Origin of the sequence: Sagittula sp. MA-2 (genome assembly GCF_030126985.1) — a bacterium.
Classification (GTDB): Bacteria; Pseudomonadota; Alphaproteobacteria; order Rhodobacterales; family Rhodobacteraceae; genus Sagittula.
On the sequence record NZ_CP126145.1, the window covers coordinates 2,038,545 to 2,056,190 of the forward strand.

The window sequence follows — 17,646 nt, forward strand, 5'->3', positions numbered from 1 at the left end:
TTAGTGGAACAGGCCGCTCAGCCGATCGAGCAGACCGCTGCGCGCCTTCCATGTCACATCCGCCCCGGCCTTCTTGCCGGTGTCGGATGCAGCCTTCTCGTTGCCGGATGCCGTCTCGCCGTCCTGCGGAGCCGTCGCTTCGGGCGCAGTCCAGACGACCAGCGTGTCGGACACGCGCGGCACGTCCGGGCTGGCCGTTCCGGGGATCGGATCGGTCAGCAGGAATGGGGCGTCGCTGACATCCGCATCCGGGACGGCAACGGTTCCGGCGTCCAGATCCAGCCGCAGTGTCCGCGCCGAGGTCATGTGGCGCAAACCCTCGTCGGTGACGAAACCGCCTGTGGTGTCGTCGTAGATCAGCGTGCCGCCGGTGGGTGCATCTTCGCCATCGGCGAAGAAGGACAGCCGCGTTCCGGTCGACAACGTGTCGCCCATCAGGTCGCCGTCCTCGGCGTGGGACAGGTGCACCGACCCCAGCATGTGATCCAGTTCGTGGGTCAGCACGCTGAGCAGGTCGATCCGCCCGGCCGAGGCCGCCGCCGGCAGCGCCCGCAGGACACCGTTCACGTCGGCGAGGTATTCCTCGTTCGAGAGCGGTGTCAGGTCGACGAACCAGCCGTGGCCCGCCGCATCGGCGTCGACGTGGATACCGTGGCCGGTGGCCCGGCCAAGCAGCGCCCCTTCCAGATCGGCAACCGTGACCTCGACCGCGCGGAGCAATTCCTCCTGCTCGGCGCTCAGGCCCATCCGCTCGACCATGATCCGGATGGCCGCGTCCTTCAGCGCGGCAACCTCGGCCTCGGTCACGGTATCGGCCCCTTGCCCGATGTCGGTGGCCTTCAGGCCGTCCTCCACCTCGAAGGCCGTGTCGTTCGACCGCACGGTCACGTCCTGGAAGGCCGCGTCGTCGAAGGTCATCAGACCGATGTCGCCATCCACCAGCACGGAGTTGAACCCGAAGCTGCCCACGTTCGATCCGTTCACGCCGATCTTGAGAGAGGCGCCGGAGGTCGTCAGTTTCAGGTGCTGGGTCTGCGCCGGGTCGAGTCTCGCCGCGAAGGTCTGGTCGATGACCACGCCCGATGCCCCGTCCACGTGACCCACGAGGACCATGTCGTTGGGCGCATCCACCAGCACGAACTTGTAGCGGGTGTCGTCGTAGTGGTCGAAGACCAGCCCGCCCACATCGCCCTGCGCCAGCGTCGTCTCCACCTCCAGGACCGAGGAGGCGGACACATCCGCACCGAGGTCGATCAGGCTGACGGCGACGGAGTCGTCACCCACCAGCGCGGCGTACTCGGCAGTCACCGTGTCCAGCGTCCAGTCGCCCGATTCCGGCTGCATGAAGAGGGCCGGCGCAGCCTCGAAGCTGTCGGTCATCTCCATCGTCCAGTCCGGCGGCAGGACCTGCACGGTGAAGTTGTCGACCGTGGCCGTTCCGCCATCCGTTGCGAAGCCGACGAAGCCCTTGTTGAGCGGGATCGGCTGGCCGTCGATGTCGATCTCCGGCACGTAGTCGTAGGTGAACCAGTTCACCCCGTTGACCTGCACGGTTACGTTGGTGCCGTTCACCGCGACCAGCACGTCGTACATCGTGTCGGGCTTGATCCGGACCGGCTTGTTGGACTGGACCAGCTCGTGATAGCCCGACGCGTCGCGATAGCCCATCTCGATCTTGTTGTTCGAGATGTTGATGCCCGCGTACTTGAAGTCGATGTCGGACTTGTAGTCGAAGATGATGTAGGCGTTGGACTTCGACCCGCCCGTGGGCTTCGCGGTCGAGATCTGCGCGCGGATCTCGTAGTAGCCCGGCAGATACTCATCCAGATTGTAGACCGCCGACGCCTGCGAGGTGGTGCTGGTGGCCGCGAGGGTCAGCGCCCCGCCCTGCACCGTCATATTGCCGGTGTCGCGGATGAAGATGTCGCCGGAGTTGTTGTTGAAGTCCGACGTCCGCAGAACGTCGCGCCGTCCGCCGGGGATGTTGCCCGCCTGCGGATCGCTCGGTCCGCCGGTCTGGTCCTGCCAGTAGCCGTGGTCCTTCTGCGTCACCAGCCCGATCTCGCCACGCAGGCCGCCCTGCAGCAGGGCCACGTTGGAATAGCGGTCGTTGTGGTTGGGCGCGTTGCCGTCCGCCGTGCGGGTGATGTCGACACCGTCGCCGAAGGCCTGCGCATAGAGGAAGTCGAACAGGTGCGGCGGCACCTGGCGGCTGACCGTGGCGATGCCGAAAGGCGCGAAGGGGACGATGTAGCTGTTGAACTCGCCCACCCAGTCGATCAGGCGGTCGCCCTTGGTGTTGCCGATCAGGATGTCGAGCCCTGCCCCGCCGAAGGCACGGTCTTCGTACAGCCAGTGGGTGTCCGTCCCGTCGTTCAGGCCCGAATGGGCGTCGTGCACCGACACGTCCGACAGCTTCACAGGTGCGCCGCCGCCGAGGATCAGCCCGCCTTCCGCGTCGCGCAGGTAGACCGCCGGCCCGCCCATCACGTCGTCAGCGTTCATCAGGTCGTTGCCGAAGCCGCCGTACATGCGGTCCCGGCCTGTGCCGCCGACGATCCAGTCGTTGCCCAGGTCGCCGAAGATCATGTCGTCGCCGTCCGACTGGCGGAACTCTGCCGGGACGTCCTCGTCCGGGGTCTGGCCGTTCGGCTCGAAGGCCACATAACCCAGCGCCGAGACGCCCTCGTTATCGTGGAAGTTGAGGAAGTAGTGCAGCAGCGTCGGGTCGGTGTCGTCGGAGACGGTCGATCCGTCGTCGCCCCAGACGAGGCCGTGGTAGCCGGTCGTTCCGGTGTGATCCTCGGACAGTTCGAACAGGATCGTGCGGCGCGCGTCGTACTCGTCGTACAGGAAGAACTCGCCAAGGCGCGCCCGGATCGGCTTCGGATCGTTCCACGGGTCGGTGTCGTCGCCAAAGGCGAGGATATCCGCCGGGTTGAACGGGCTGTTGAAGTCCGACTTGTAAAGGCCGACGATGCCGATCACCAGTTCGCCGAATTCGTCGAACATCAGCGCGCCGTTCTCGTCACGCAGCTGGCCGAAGCGCGGCGCATAGCTGTCCTCCAGCGCCTCCGCGCCGGAAATCGCGTCGTCGCCGTCGCCGCCATGCAGCCAATCCACACCGAGACCGCCGAAGATCACGTCGTCGGCATAGCGTGGGTTCTGACCCAGCGGATCGTCGATCACCCAGGTCTCGCCAAGCGCGAAGGGCGTGAGGTCGACGCTCTTCTTCAGCTCGCCCGCGACGTTGATCAGCTCCACCTGCACGTTGCCGGGGGTGCGGATCAGCTCGTTCAGGACGTTGCCCTGGCTGGTGCGCGTGTCGGGATCGCGGTTCAGCAGGTAGTCGATGCCGTACAGCGTCTCGTTCTGGCCAAGTTCGCCGGCACGCTCCGCGCTGGTGTTACGGCTGGTGAAGATCCGGCCGTCGTCGCCGAGGATACCATCATCGCCGGTCCCGCCGGAGATCCAGTAATGACCCCAGCCGCCGATGATGTCGTCGTCGTCCGCATCGCCGAAGGCAATGTCGAAGCCGCCGCCGAGGTAGATGAAGTCATCCCCGGTCTCGCCGTGCACCTCGTCGTGGCCACCGATGTCGGTGGACCAGAAGCCATCGTTCGGATCGCAGGTCTCGGACCACATCAGGCGGCCCTGCCCTTCGGTCTCCGGCGCGAAATCGGGTCCGCCGGGCGTGTAGTCGATCAGCCGTACACCGCGCACGACGATTTTCTCGCCGCCGTAGTTGTCGTAGTTGAACTCGACGTAGTTCGGCCCGTTCGCCGGATCGCCGGTCGGGTTGATGTCGACACCGTTGACCCCGACGATGCGGATGATGTCGCCGTTGTCGCCCACGATGGCGTCGCTGTCGCGGCCATGCTTGTCGGCATAGGCCACGCCGAGTGCCGTTGTGACGTCCTCGCCGTAGGTCTCCGGGTTGCCGTCGGTGTCGGCCAGCGGATCGAAGCCGTTGTTGCGGTCGATCTGGAGACCCGCACCGCCGAACAGCCAATCGTCGCTGTCGGGGCGGTTCTCGGAAGTCACGAGGCTGTAGAAGTCCGAAGAGCCGCCGACGATATCATCCTGGCCCAGGCCGCCGAACACCACGTCGCGCCCGCCGCCGCCCTCGATGTAGTCCTGACCGTCGGTCAGGGCCTCGAAGCTGGCAACCACGGTGAGCGGACCGACCGGATCGTCGATGCCGAAACCGTCGACGTTGGGCACACGGGCCGCGCCGACATGGGCAATACCCGCCACAGCGTCGTCGATGGAGCCGTCGCCCTGGATCACGTCATGGCCGAGCTGGCCGAAGATCTGGTCGTTGCCCGCGCCCCCGGCAATGTAGTCGTTGCCGAAGGAGCCCACGCCCTCGCGACCGTCGTTGATGGCGAAGGTGTGGAACTGGGCGTAGTCGATCTCGAACGCGCTCCACCAGTCCGGGCCGTCCGTGTCGCGGTACATCTGGGCGATGCCGTTGGTCAGCAGGCGGCCCGAGTTGTACTCGTTCAGCGAGTCCGTGCCGGTGGCGGCATAGGCGAACTCCGGCGTCCGAGCTGCGGTCGTGCCGTCGCCCATGAGCGCCGCGCTGTTGCGATCGGTCCGCGAGTACATCAGCACGCCCGCCAGCGCCTGGAAGCGCAGGCTGGTCATGTCGAGCATGTCGGTCGGATGATCCACGCGGTTGCCGAATGCGTCGAGGAAGCGCTGGGTCAGCGAGACGTGATCGCCGAAGATTAGGTCGTCGCCCTCGCGCCCGTCGATCATGTCGTTGCCCGCGCCGCCGATCAGCAGGTCCTCGATGGCGGAACCGAAGATCACATCATCGCCGCCGTTCTGGAACTCCACCGTGTTGATCTCCAGCACCAGGCCCATGTCGGTGGTCTGGATGCGCTGCAGCAGCACCGGCGGCAGGTTCGGATCGTCGACCCACATCACCACTTGGCCATGGTCGCCGAAGATGATGTTGGGCGTATTCTCCGGCGTGCCTGCGATGCTGTCGTCACCGTAGAGGACGTCGACACCGGCCTGCATGTCGTCGCGCATCGGGCTGGCCACGCGCACCGGCTTGAACGTCTGGTCGGAGGCGCCCTGCGTCGGGTCGATGGTCGGCGCCGGGCTGTTGTCGGAGGTCACGATGTGCAGCGCGCGGGTGAGGATGTTCACGTTCACGCCGCTGTCGCCGTAGATGTGGTCCGTGCCGTCCTGCCCGAGGATCGTGTCGTCGCCCGAACCGCCGGCAAGATGGTCACCGGCCTGCGAGCCGATGATGGAGTCGTTGCCCGCGCCGCCATAGGCCGTGAAGCCCACGGACTGCGCATCGCGGTAGGCGAAGAGCGCGCTGGCGTCGATGACGTCGTTGCCCGCGAAATCGAAGGGATTGGCCAGCGGGAAGACCCACTCGTCGTCCTCGTTCTCCTCGTCGGGCAGATCCGGGAACGGGTTGAACGGCTTGGGACCGAATTCCAGACCCAGCCGGTCGGAGGACCGCCCGCCGTACCACACGCCGTCCTGGCTCGTGTCGCCGTAGACCACCAGCGGGCTCTCCGATCCGGCCAGCACCGCGTTGTCGAGGATGGCCTGCTCGGCGGCGTCGATGCCGTCGCTGGCGTCCACGCCAAGCGCGTCGAGGTCCAGACCGATGATGAAGTGATCGCCGCCGACCTGCGCACCGTCGTCGCGCGACAGGTCGATCCGGTAGACCGTGATCTCCGTGCCTTCCTCGATGACGCACTCGTGGATTGCTGCCCCGGCCAGCGTGATGGTCTCGGCCGTGACGCTGTCGATGGTGAAGCCGCCCGGGATGCCTTCGATGAAGATCACCTGCCCAGGTGCAAAACCGTCGTCCAGCCAGCTGCCGCCGTCGGTGCGGCCAAGCTGATCGGCCAGCAGCGTGACAGTTGTCGTGACCTCCACCTTCAGCGCGACGGACTTGTGGATGTCGATGGAGCCGTCGCCGTTCTCGTCCACCGGCGCAATCGGATCGCCGCTGAGCACCAGCACGGAGCCGTTGCCCCAGGTCGCCGAGGCACCGTCCGGCTTGTCGAAGTCGGTGGTGGCGGAGGGCACGTCGTCCGCGTCGAGGATCGCGAGGATCTCGCGCGTGTCGGTCTCGCCCTCGATGTAGATGAGCTGGCCGACGGTATAGCCGTCGTTCGCCCAGTCGCGGCCATCGTCGCGCAGCAGGTAGTTGCTGTCGGAGATGGTTTCGGTCGTGTAGGCGCCGAAGGTCTGCACCGGCAGGTTGCCGCCGCCATGTACGACGGTCAGGCCGCCATGCGGACCCTGCACCCAGATGTTGCTGCTGGCTGCAACCGCCGCCTCGATCGTGTCGCCGAGGATCTCCATCCGGTCGCCCTCGATCGACAGCACGCGGTACTGGACCGCCGTGTCGAAGCTGCCGTCCTCGCCACCGATGTTGATGAGGTGCCCTTCAAGGAAACCCTCACTTTCCCAGTCGATGCCGGTCAGGACGGCGCCGGTGGGCGTGCTCTCGACACCGTAGGTGTAGTGATCCAGCACCAGCGCATCGACCGCGACAAGGCGTACTTCGCCCGCGAAGGCGGCGACGAGATCGTCGAGCTGCGCCGCCGTCAGGCTGCCCACGGCCTCCAGCACGAGGACGGAGTTGTCGTTGGGATCACGCAGGAAGGCGCCCGATTGCAGGACCGGCTGGCCTTCGCCGTCGAGGTAGATGGCATCCGCCACCTCGACCACGGTGAAGAACACGCCCGGCACGGCGTCGACGGTCACGGTCTGGTTCGGCAGGAAGCCCTCTGCCTTCCAGTCGATGTCCTCGGAGCGCACGGTGTAGAACGTGTCGAAGGCGTCTTCCTGGTCCGGGTCCTGCCCGGGTGCGGAGAAGCTGAACACGTTCTGCGCCGAGACGAACGGCGCGGGATCGAGCGTGCCGTTGATCTCCAGCGTGTCGTTGCCCTGCCCCAGCATGATGTTCAGGACCTCGATGGTCGACTGCGCGCTATCGGCGCCGACGCTCAACGATCCGTAGTTGATCTTCCCGAAGCTGATGCCGCCCGGAACGGTGATCGAGGTCGAGCCTTCCGGCGCCTCGCCGTAGAGCGGGCCGGACACGTTCTCGAACACGAGGTCGTCGGCCATGCCGAAGCCGCGCAGCGTGGTCTGCGTCAGCACACCGGAGGTGTCCGCCTGGCTCGAGTCGTTGAAGATATTCAGCACGTCGATCTGCTGGCTTTCCGGCGGCTGTGCGCCGATGGCGATCAGGAAGTCGTCCGCCTCGCCCGGCAGCTTGACGCCCGCGGTCAGCGACCGGTCGGCCCCGGCGGGACCGCCTTCGACCGCAAGCGGGCCGCGCAGCTTGGACAGCAGATGCGTGGAGACCGGGAAGATCTTCACGCCATCGCGGGTCGGCGGCACGACATAGTCCGCGTCCGCCGTCAGCGTGACGGTCTGCAGGTCGTACCAGTTGCCGTCGGTAAAGGTCACCTCGGGCGCGATCCGCACCACCTGCACCTGGTCCGCTGCCGCATCGCCCAGCCACGTGTCGGCCAGCGCCATTTCGGTGCCGTCGATGGTGACGTGGATCAGTTGCAGCTTGGCGTCCTGGCTGTCGTTGTCGCCGCGGATCAGCTGGATCTTGGCCTCGACCGCCGGGTTGCCACCGTTCAGGTCGGAAATCCGGACCCACATGCCTTCGAGGAACCCGTCAGCCAGCCAGCCTTCCTGTGCACCGGCCAAACCGATGTCGAGGAACTGACCCGGGAAGGCCAGCGGATCGGTCTCTTCGCCGAAGCTGACCGTGCCTTCGAAGATGAAGTTCTCGGCCAGGTCGGACAGTACAGCCTCCGTGTCGGCGGCGCCCTGCGCCCAGCCGGGCACGTCAGCGGTGGTGGCGGTCAGGGTCAGGGTCTGGCCATCCGCGCTGACCGACATGACGACGTAATCGCCGTTGTTCGCCGCAAACGCGCCGGAAAGCCCGTCGAGGCGGATGCGCTCGCCCGGCACGGTGGCGAAGTCGGAGAGCTGCACGTCGTCCGCGCTACCCGCCGTATCCCAGTCGCCATTGGCCAGAAGAGCCGTCAGCACGATCTGGTTGGCACTGACGGAGGACACGACATAGTCGTCATTGTTCGTGTCGAAGCCGCCTGCAGACCCGGCGCGGACACGGATCGTGTCCCCGGCCGAGAAGCTGCCGCCGACACCCGCCCCGCCGATCGTCAGGTTGGTGCCGTCGTTGCCGAAGGTAACTGTGCCGTCGAAACGGACGGAGGCTTCGAGGCTTTCGCCGAAGAACCCTTCGTCCTGGAAGCTGCCCAGGTCGGCCCCTTCGCCGCGCGTGACGGTCAGGTTGCCCGAACCGTCGGTGCCGAAGACGAGGTTGCCGGAGAACAGCTGCGTCGCCTGGAGCCCGCCGATCACGGCGTAGTCCTCGGGCGTGATCGTGATGCCCTCGATCGAGGTCACATCGGCCAGGCCATCCGTCAGCACCGCGACGGTCACGCTGTCGTCGGGCTGGCGCGTCAGGCGGATCTGGTAGCTGTCCGTCTCCGTCTCATCCGTCACGGTGTCCGCGTTGTCGGGCACCAGCAGCGTGTCGCCGCCGGTCTCCAGCACAACCGCACCAGAGGTCTCGTTGTCGTGCACCTCCACGTCGAGCATCTGGAATCCGGACCGCAGGTTCGGGAAGATGTAGTCGGCGTCGGTCGTCGCATCGTTGCGCTCGAACTCGAGCACCGCGATTTCGAGGTCCTCGCGGACGAAGTCGTCGCGCGCCTCCACGCCAAGCCGGATCTCATCATCCCAGCCCGGCGCGCCGTTGTTGGTGAAGGTCATGGTGCCGATGACGACCTTGCCGTCGCTCGGACGGACGGAGGTCGAGGCAAAGAGGTTCAGGCGGCTGTCGCCCGTGATGTTGGAGAACTCCAGCGCGTTGTCGCTGTCCACGTCGACCACGATGTCGACCACGACGGTTTCGCCGAAGGCCGGATCGCGGGCCAGCGACAGGCGGACCTCGTCGGTCAGCTCGGTGGTGTCGGTGCCCTCGACGACGACGGTGCGCCCGTCATCGTTGCCGGCCGCATCCACTTCGCGCACCTTGATGCCCGGCGTGTCGTTGTCCAGCACCTCGGCCTCGACATTGCGCACGTCGATGCCGTTGTAGGCGATGTCCTCGGACACAACGCTGTGCTGGATGACCGTCACGCGGTCGCCTTCGGAGCGGTCGTCATCCGGTGCGAAGACGTAGACACCGACCTCATTGGCGTAATTGGCCGCGGTGAAGGCATAGGTGATCGCGTTCTGCGAGATGTAGGCCGTCACGCCGTTGATCACGACGGTGCGCTGGAAGTCCAGATCGGTGACTGTTGCCCCGCCCGGGGTCGCGCCGCCGGTCGGATCGACCGCAGACAGCCAGACCGTCTCGCCCAGGGCGTCGGTCAGGAAGTCGGGGTTCAGGTCGTAGGGCTGGCCGGTGATCGGGTCGATGTCGCGCTCTTCCTGGAAGCTGCGCGCCGCCGAGACGGTCACGTAGACCACGTCGGTCGGCGCCTGCGCCAGCCGGATCGTGTAGAAGTCGGCGTACTGGTCGGCGAGCAGGCTCTCCTCGCCCACCACGGTACGGCCCTGAGAGGTGTCGCCCGCCGCCTCTTCGTTGATGACCACGAGGCCGGAGTCGTCGCGCGCCACGTTGTAGTCGAAGCCGTCGATGACCACGCCGTCGTAGAGCACGTCAGAGGACCGCACGAGGTGGTCCACCGTGCCGGTCGCGCCTTCGAGTTCGCGGGTCACGATGTCCTCGGTCACGTCGCCGCCGACGTTGATCACGTCTGACCCGAGGCCGCCGATCACGCGGTAGCTGACGCCGAAGGCGGTGGAGAGCACGAAGAACTCGTCATCCCCTTCGAGGCCGTCCACCTCGATCGCCTCGATGGTGGAGTAACGGACGTTCAGGCCCGCGCCGAAGATGCCGTCGGCCCGGATCACGATGTCGTCCGCGAATTCCGTCCCGAGGATCACCATCTTGTCGAAGCCCGCGCCGCCGTCGACGGAGACCGGAGCATTGACGTTGTAACGCACCTCGTCCTGGCCGCCACCGGCGCGGATGTCGGGCGCCTGCGCGACCGAGAATCCGAGTCCGATCTGCGGCGAGGCGACGCCGTCCGCGTCCAGAACGATCACATCGTCGGTCACGGTGGGCGTCAGCAGCAGGTCGAGGAAGTTGATCCCGAAGTCGCCGTTGATGTTGAAGGAGGTGGCGCCGTTGACCGCCATCTTCGCCTTCAGATCCGTCCGCCATGCGGCGTTGATGAAGATGTCGAAGCCAGCGACGTCCGCGTCGGTCAGGTTGTCGATAGCCTGTGCGACGGTCCAGCCATTCGTGGTGCGCAGGGTCTCCAGCGCCTCCATCACGGCCGCGCCTGCCTCAAGGTCGTCCACGTCGATGGCGCCCTGCGACGGGTCGGCGTCGTAGCTGTCGCCGTTCCAGTCGAAGTCGGTCGTCGCCGCCAGCGCGAAGGCGCGGACGATGAACAGGTCGTTGTCGTCATCGCCTTCCAGCCGCAGTTCCGACTGGTTGGAGTAGACGCGGAAGGTGTCGTTGCCCGTGCCGCCCTGCGCCACCAGCGGCGCGCTGGACCCCGGAGAGAGCCAGCCGCGCGTGGTCGCCACCAGTTCCGGGAAGATGTCCGTCGGCAGCATGTTGGCGTCGAGCGTCCGGTTCATCCCGAAGATCTGGCCGACCTGGAAGGTGTCGTCGCCTGCCCCGCCGTCGAGCGTCGTGATGACCGTCACGTCGTCGGAGTAGAACTGGTCGTCGCCCTCACGGCCCTCGACGATCATCCGGCCGTTGATGCCGCTGTCGTACTGGATGCGGCTGACCTCGGCACTGTCCTCGTTGAACTGAACAACGTCCTGGTAGGTGGAAACCGTGCCGTGCAGCAGCGCCACGAAGCCCGGACGATCCGCCGCCTCGCCGCCGATGTACTGCATCGCCCGCATCAGGAAGATGTCGTCGGTGCCATCGGGGTCGGTCAGCGACGCGGAGGGCGCGAGCACGTGCAGCTCATCGACGCCATCGTCCTCGGCGCCGGTGTCCAGCGCGTTGATGACGTAGTTGCGTTCGTCCGTCCCGTCAGAGCCCAGCACGTAGATCTCGTAGGTGTCGGTGTCGGCCTGCCCGTCGAGCGTCAGGGTGTGGCCCGCGTCCGCCTGCCCCAGCGCCTGCAGCGCATCGAGCATCGACGGTGACGTCACCGTCGCGGTGTCCTGCAGGAAATAGACGCGGAACCGGTCCTCGCCGTCATCGCCAATGCTCAGCCCCTTGCCGTTCACGCCTGCGCCGTCAGTCGGCGCGGTGTCGGAGCCATAGACCGTTGTGCGGGAGCCGAGGTAGATGAACCCGTCGCTGCCCTGCGTGGTCTGGCCGGAGCCGCCGCTGGTGTCGCCAAACTGGATCTGGTCGACGTCGTCGTTGCCGAAGATGGTCGTGCCGTAGACCGGCGTCGTGAAGGTCGCGATGGCCGAGCCCATGACGGGCCCGCCCTGCTGTCCGGCGTTGAAGCCGTCCTGTCCCGGCGTCACTTCCGCACCTGCGATCATGCGGCCACGCAGCGTCATGCGCGTGCCATAGCCTGCATCGGGATCGCTCGCCTGATCGGCGCCGTCGACATAGTTGGCATCGCCGAAGATCGTGATGTCACCGGCGGCAAGCAGGTCGGAGTTCGCATCCGTGACAACGCCGTCCGCGACCAGCAGCAGCACGTCACCGCGCTCGGCGAAGATCGTGCCGTGTGCCACGACGCGGTTGTGGTCGTCCTGCAAGCCCGGATAACGGGCGTCGGATTCCGCGAAGTTCGCCACGCCGCTGTCGACCAGCAGCAGGTTCTCCTCCGTCTCGGAGGTTTCGCGGACGGTCAGGCGGATCGTGCCGTAAAGCGCATGCGCCAGCACGAGACGTAGCGCGCCCTCGGTTTCGGTGACAAAGATGTTCTGGAGCGCCTCCAGTGCCACGTCGTCCTGTGCCGCATCCAGCGACACGCCGTCCACGGTCTCGCTGCCGGCGCTGCCGTTTCGCGAGTCGATCTCGAGGTCGTTGCCGATCTCGCCGATACTGGCGCCCAGCCCGTTGGCGTCGAGGTTGACGGCGCGGGCGATGATGTCCGCGTCGGTCACGTCCTCGGCGCCGTCTTCGGGCCGGTCGACGATGGAGCCGGCCACCGTGCGCAGCGACACGTCGCCGCCGGTTTCCACCTGGCCCACGCGCAGGTCGCCCGTCATCTCGTCGATGAAGATGCCGGTGTTGGTGCCCGCGTTGGTGTCGAAGGCGTCGAGGTTGTGGCCGGTCGCCCCGCCCGCGTTGTTGCGATCCACGTTGATCTCGAGGAAGTCGTCGCCTTCGCCGATGCCTCCGGTGCCGGGCGATCCGACGCCGTTGAGCACGGTCAGGCCACCAGCCGTGAAGCCGTCAGACTGGCCCAGCAGCAGGGTCAGCACCGCGCTTCCGCTTTGCGCGCCGGTCGGCACACCGGAATAGAGCGTGATGTTCGCGGCGGTCACGTCGACCGTCGCCGTGCCGTCCGCATCGAGGATGCGTCCGCCCGACCACAGTGTCACGTCACCGGCGGTCGAATGGATGTGGCCCACCAGCATGTCGCCCGACAGTTCCTGCGCAAGGATGTTGCCGTTGGTCGTCAGCCAGATCTGTTCGACCCCGTCGTCGCTGCTGCCACCGGTCCAGTCGGCGTCGCCAAAGACCACGAAGTTCACGGTGGTCGAGGACGTCGCGGGCGTCACGTCTATGTCGGTGATCTTCCGCGGGTTCGGGTTCGGCAGGCTGTAGGACAGGTCGGTCGTGCGATAGCTGCGGTTTTCCTCGCCCGGGAGAGGATTGCCCGCGCCATCGGTGTAAACGTCATTCGTGGTGACATGGCCGATGTCGATGTCGTCACCGGCACGCACCTCGACGAAGACATAGGTGGAGTCGACCTCGGTGGCGGTGGTGTTCAGCGACCGGCCGATGAAGTCATAGTAAGAAGCGCCGCCGTCTGCATCCGGGCTCCAGTAGCGGAAGTAGCTGCCCGTGCGGGCCTGCGTGGTCACAAGGTCCGGCGGGTTGAAGGTCTGCACGGACAGGCCAGTCAGCGTCGAGGGCGCGTTGCCCACGAGGCTGTCGTTGATAACGACGTCGACGTCGTCACCCGCCCGGATGCGCTCGATCTCGACCGTCACCGGCCCGGCATCGGTGGTGCGGTCGTGCAGCGTGATGTCGAGCACCGCGTCGCCACCGGCATCGGCGGTCAGCGAGATTTCCTTCAGCTCGATCGGATCGTCCTCGCCCACGGCATGTTCGATGCGCAGCAGCTCGACCGCCACGGCCTTGCGGCCCGTCAGCGCAGACTGGTTGCCGATGTCGCCCGAGGCATCCAGTTCGACGGTGTTGGTGCGGATCAGTGCCTCTTCGAAGACCGGCGTCACCACGACGGAGGGCGCATTCGGATCGCTCATCCGCAGTTCGGGCTGGTCGGCGCGGATGTTGCCGCGCTCGTTGATGATCTGCGTGTGGCCGAAGGTGTTCTCGATCCCGCCCAGCAGGATGATGTCGCTGTCCGCGGTGTTGAATGCGGTGTTGTCAAACACCGGTCCGGTGTAGAAGTCGAAGCTGTCGAGCGCGTGATCCATGTTCAGGATGCGCACCGCAGTCTGCGGATAGAGCAGGTTCAGGCGGAACTCGAAGGTGTTGCCGACCGTCCCGGCGGTGTTCGAGGTGTTGTTGCCCTCGCCCGAGCCGTCGAACTTGATGTCGTCCACGATCACGTCGACCACCGCGCCGCCGTCGATGGCGTCGATGTGGTTGATGACCAGATCCCATTCGGATTCGTTGATCAGGGTGACGAAATCCCAGCTCCTCTGGCTTTCGATCAGGCCCTCGTTGCCCCAGATGCGGCCAAGCGAATTATATCTCGAGTCCGCGCTGGCGTAGAACGTCGCCTTGCCCGCCTGGTCGAAGATGATGTCATCCAGCACGACCTGCTTGTTGCTCGCGCTGATGAAGTCGAGCGTGTCGCCCACCGTCTTGCCGGCGTTCACGCCGAGGAAGTCGATGTTGGACAGCGACTGGATGACCCCGTTGCGGTCGATGTGCAGGTAGGGGTTCGGCTCGCCCAGCAGGATGACATGCGCTTCCCAGAAGATGTCGCGCGTCAGGTCGGTCGAGCTGTCGCCGCCACGACGGCGCGGACCGATGTAGCCGCCGCCGGGGCTACGCGAACGGTCGTTGTCCACGCCGGTGTCTATGGCGTTCACGTCCAGATCGGCGGTGCGCAGGATGGATTCCCAATGTCCTTCGATCTTGACGTCGTTTGTGACCTCATTCGTGGAATTGGCACGGGTCGACCCGCCGATGGCGTAGAGCCGCGCCTTCGACTTGGCGAAGTTGTTGGTGTTCAGGTTTTGCGCCTGCACCAGGATCGACTCGTTGCCGGTCAGCTCGGAACCGTTGTTCAGCACCACCCGGTTCTCGGCCACGATGCGCGAGGTCGAGTAGGACTTGGCCGACCCGCCGGCGGCGCCGGCCACGGTGTTGGTGTTGCTGTTCGCGCGGTTGCGCGTCACGTCCGAGGTGATGGTGATGGTCTGCGCCACGAGATCGGCCGCGCCGTTCAGCGTGATCTCCGCCCCGCGGAACTGGTCATAGTAGGCGTTGATGCGCGCCTCGGCGTCGCCCGCGGCATCGGGGTCTTCCAGCAGGCTGACGTTGTGCCGGGCCCATATGCCGCTGTTGGCGTTGAGTTGAGAGGCCTTGCGAACCTCGGCCACCGCGTCGACAGAGGTGCTGACCCCGAAGATGCCGCCGCCGTAGGCTTCGGACTTCGCGGTCGCGTTGTTGTCCACGAGGTTCTGGATCAGGATCGCGTCACCGGCGGTCAGGTCGCCGTTGATCTGCTGGTCGACACCGTAATAGATCCGCGACTCCGCTGTGCCATCCGCACCGGCACCCAGAAGGCTCCCGCTGGTGGTTTCGGCCTCGGAGGCAGCGTAGGACTTCAGGATGCCCTTGACGGTGATGTCGTTGAAGGCGTCGATCACGGCGTTCTGGCCGATGTCGATCAGGCTGGTGTTGACCACCGTTGCATAGGCCTCGGCTCCGGCGATGGAGATGCTGCCGCCACCGCCGCCATCCGCATTGGCGACCGCGTTCGCGTCGCCGTCGGTGCGGATCGTGATGTCGTCGGCCTTCAGGTGCCCGTTGGCCGCCATGGTGAAGTTCGTTCTGGCCACCTGTGCGGCGTAGGTCTTGCCGCGCTGGTTGCTCCACCCGAGGCTGCCGCCCGAACCGCCGGCCGAGGAGTTCACGATGCCATCCGCGGAATCCGGCAGTGCAAAGCCCGCCGCACCGCCCACACCGTCGAACACGCCCGACAGGCTGTTCGAGGTGAGGTCGAAGACCAGCGTCTGGTTGGACCCGGTCCCCGTGGATTGCAGGTCGATACCTTCACGCACGAACCGGTGCGAGCCACCCTCGGTGTTTCCGCTGAGGTAGAGGTTGACGATGTTCGTGCCCGCCGCATCGGTCGCCAGCTTGTAGCCGTTGGCGTCCTTTTCGACCACGTAGTACGACTGCCCCGGGTTCAGGTCGCCGACCGGGCTTTCTCCGACGCCGATCAGCGAATGGCCTTCGAAACCGAAGCCGGTGTCGGCATTGTCGGAACGGTAGGGCAGATTGATGATCTCGACCGGATCGTAATCGAAGACGCCGGGATCGGGGTCCAGATCGCGACCGATGGCGTCCTCCGGATTGGCAGCCAGCCGGATGAAGTTGGCATCGGGCTGGTAGGCCGCACCGAGCGGCGTGCCGCCGATCGCCGCGCCGCCGTTGACGACATAGTAGGTCTGACCGCTGTTCAGGCCCGGGATCTCGTAGCCGTCCAGCGCGGTATAGATCACCGCGTCGCCGTTCGAGAAACCGTGGCCGGGCAGGAAGATGCGCCCGACGTTCGAGCCGTCCTGCGTGCTGCTGAACTCGTTGACCTCAGTGTTCTCGTTATCGAGCGTGACGATGGCATCCACGAAGGTCGACACGAAGATGCGCGGCTCTGCCGGGCGATAGGTCACCACGTCGCCGTTGTTGAACGGCGTGGAGGTGTCGAGGATCTTGTCGTCGACTGCGTCCACGATGGCGCGGGTAAAGCTGTCCTCGACCTCGGTGAAGCCGATGGTCTGAAGCTTGATCGTGTTCTCGTCGACGACCTTCACCTGGTACTTCGAACCGTTCGACAGCCCGGTGATGGGCGTGCCGCCGTTCGAGTTGTAGATCACCTGGTCGCCGTCTTCGAAGGCGTGGTTGGCAATGGTGATCGTGTCGCGGTTCACCGTGACGTTGCCCTGCGCGAACCTGGTGCCAAGCTGGATCTGCGTATCGTCGAAGACGACGACGGTATAGTCCTTGCCCGAGGTCAGGCCGCCGCCGGTCGTCCCGCTGTAGGTGATCGTCGCGCCGTCGTTCAGCTTGTGGAAGTTGCCGAAGTTGATGGTGTCGTTGGCCGCGCTGGAGTTCAGCACGGTGCCGTCCGAGATGTCGCTGCCTTCGCCGCCCTGCTCGGCCACCAGCTCGATCAGGTTGCCGGCCTCGACGTGGTCCGTCGCGCCTACGGTAAAGTTCACCACGCCCGTGGCCGCCGCAGCGGTGCCGACGGAGGCCGAGCTGACGAACCCGCCAAACCCGTTGGTGCTGCCGCTCGCGTCCGCGTCGGCCAGCAGGAAGGCCTTGCCGTTGATGTTGTTGGCCACGTTCATCGTGCTGCCGCTGCCGCCGAACGTCGCGTTGATGGTGTGGTTGGTGGTGGCATTGGCCTGCCCCTCGGCAAAGTCGCCGAAAATCGATCCGCCGCCCGAGGACATGGTCGAGGTCGCCGCAGACAGCGCCGCAGCGTCGAAGTTGATGTCGGAGGCCGCAGCCGCGGTGCCGTCGCCCACATCGCCGAGGAAGGACACGTTGGTCGTCCCGGTCGCCTTGATGTCGGCGGTGATGTCCGCGACCCGCGCAAAGCCGCCGAATCCGCCGGTGGAGCCCGCGCCGTAGGCCTCGTTGGAATGCCGCGCGGCGACGTTGATGTCACCGCTGGTGGAGGTCAGCGACATGTTCTCTGCCACGGTCACATCGACCAGCGAGTTGTTGTCCACGTCGATGACGGTGTGATCCACCGCGGCCAGCAGCGCGACGCCGGTTCCCTCGGCATTGCCGAAGGCGCCGTACCCGTCCGAGAACCGAAGGAACTCGTCGTTCACCTCGTCGTAGTTCAGGAGGCCCAGGACGGTCACGCTTTGCCCGGCATGGATGGAACCGCCCTGCCCCGTGGTCATAACCACGTCCGGGCTGAAGGTGGATTCGGTGTCCGAGACGTTGACCGACACGCCGCCGGTCAGTTGCACGGACGTGGCGGAGGCGTCGGTCTTGCCCAACAGCTTGCCCTGCATGTGGAAGACGGTGGCCGCATCGACGTCCACACCGCTGCCGATATGCCCCTTCACCGCCGCGTTGTTGATGGCGCTGGTGTCGGTGTCGATGCCGGAGCCGAGGCCCGACACCGACGTGGCGGACGTCAGGGCCGTCACGTTCGAGGTCAGTGCCGCGTCGAGGTCGATGCCGCCGGAGGTGGTGGTGATCGAGGTGGTGCC

At 66.0% G+C, this 17,646-nt stretch carries 1 protein-coding gene (cut by a window edge); it reads right to left on the minus strand.

Going from position 1 to position 17,646, the window contains the following annotated elements; translation table 11 throughout:
• A protein-coding gene (locus QNI11_RS10080) for an LEPR-XLL domain-containing protein (RefSeq protein WP_283983305.1) crosses the window boundary here: on the minus strand, positions 1–17,646 show its final stretch. It continues 21,447 nt past the right edge of the window; the window shows 17,646 of its 39,093 coding nt (coding positions 21,448–39,093); its start codon lies off the right edge, out of view; its stop codon occupies positions 1–3.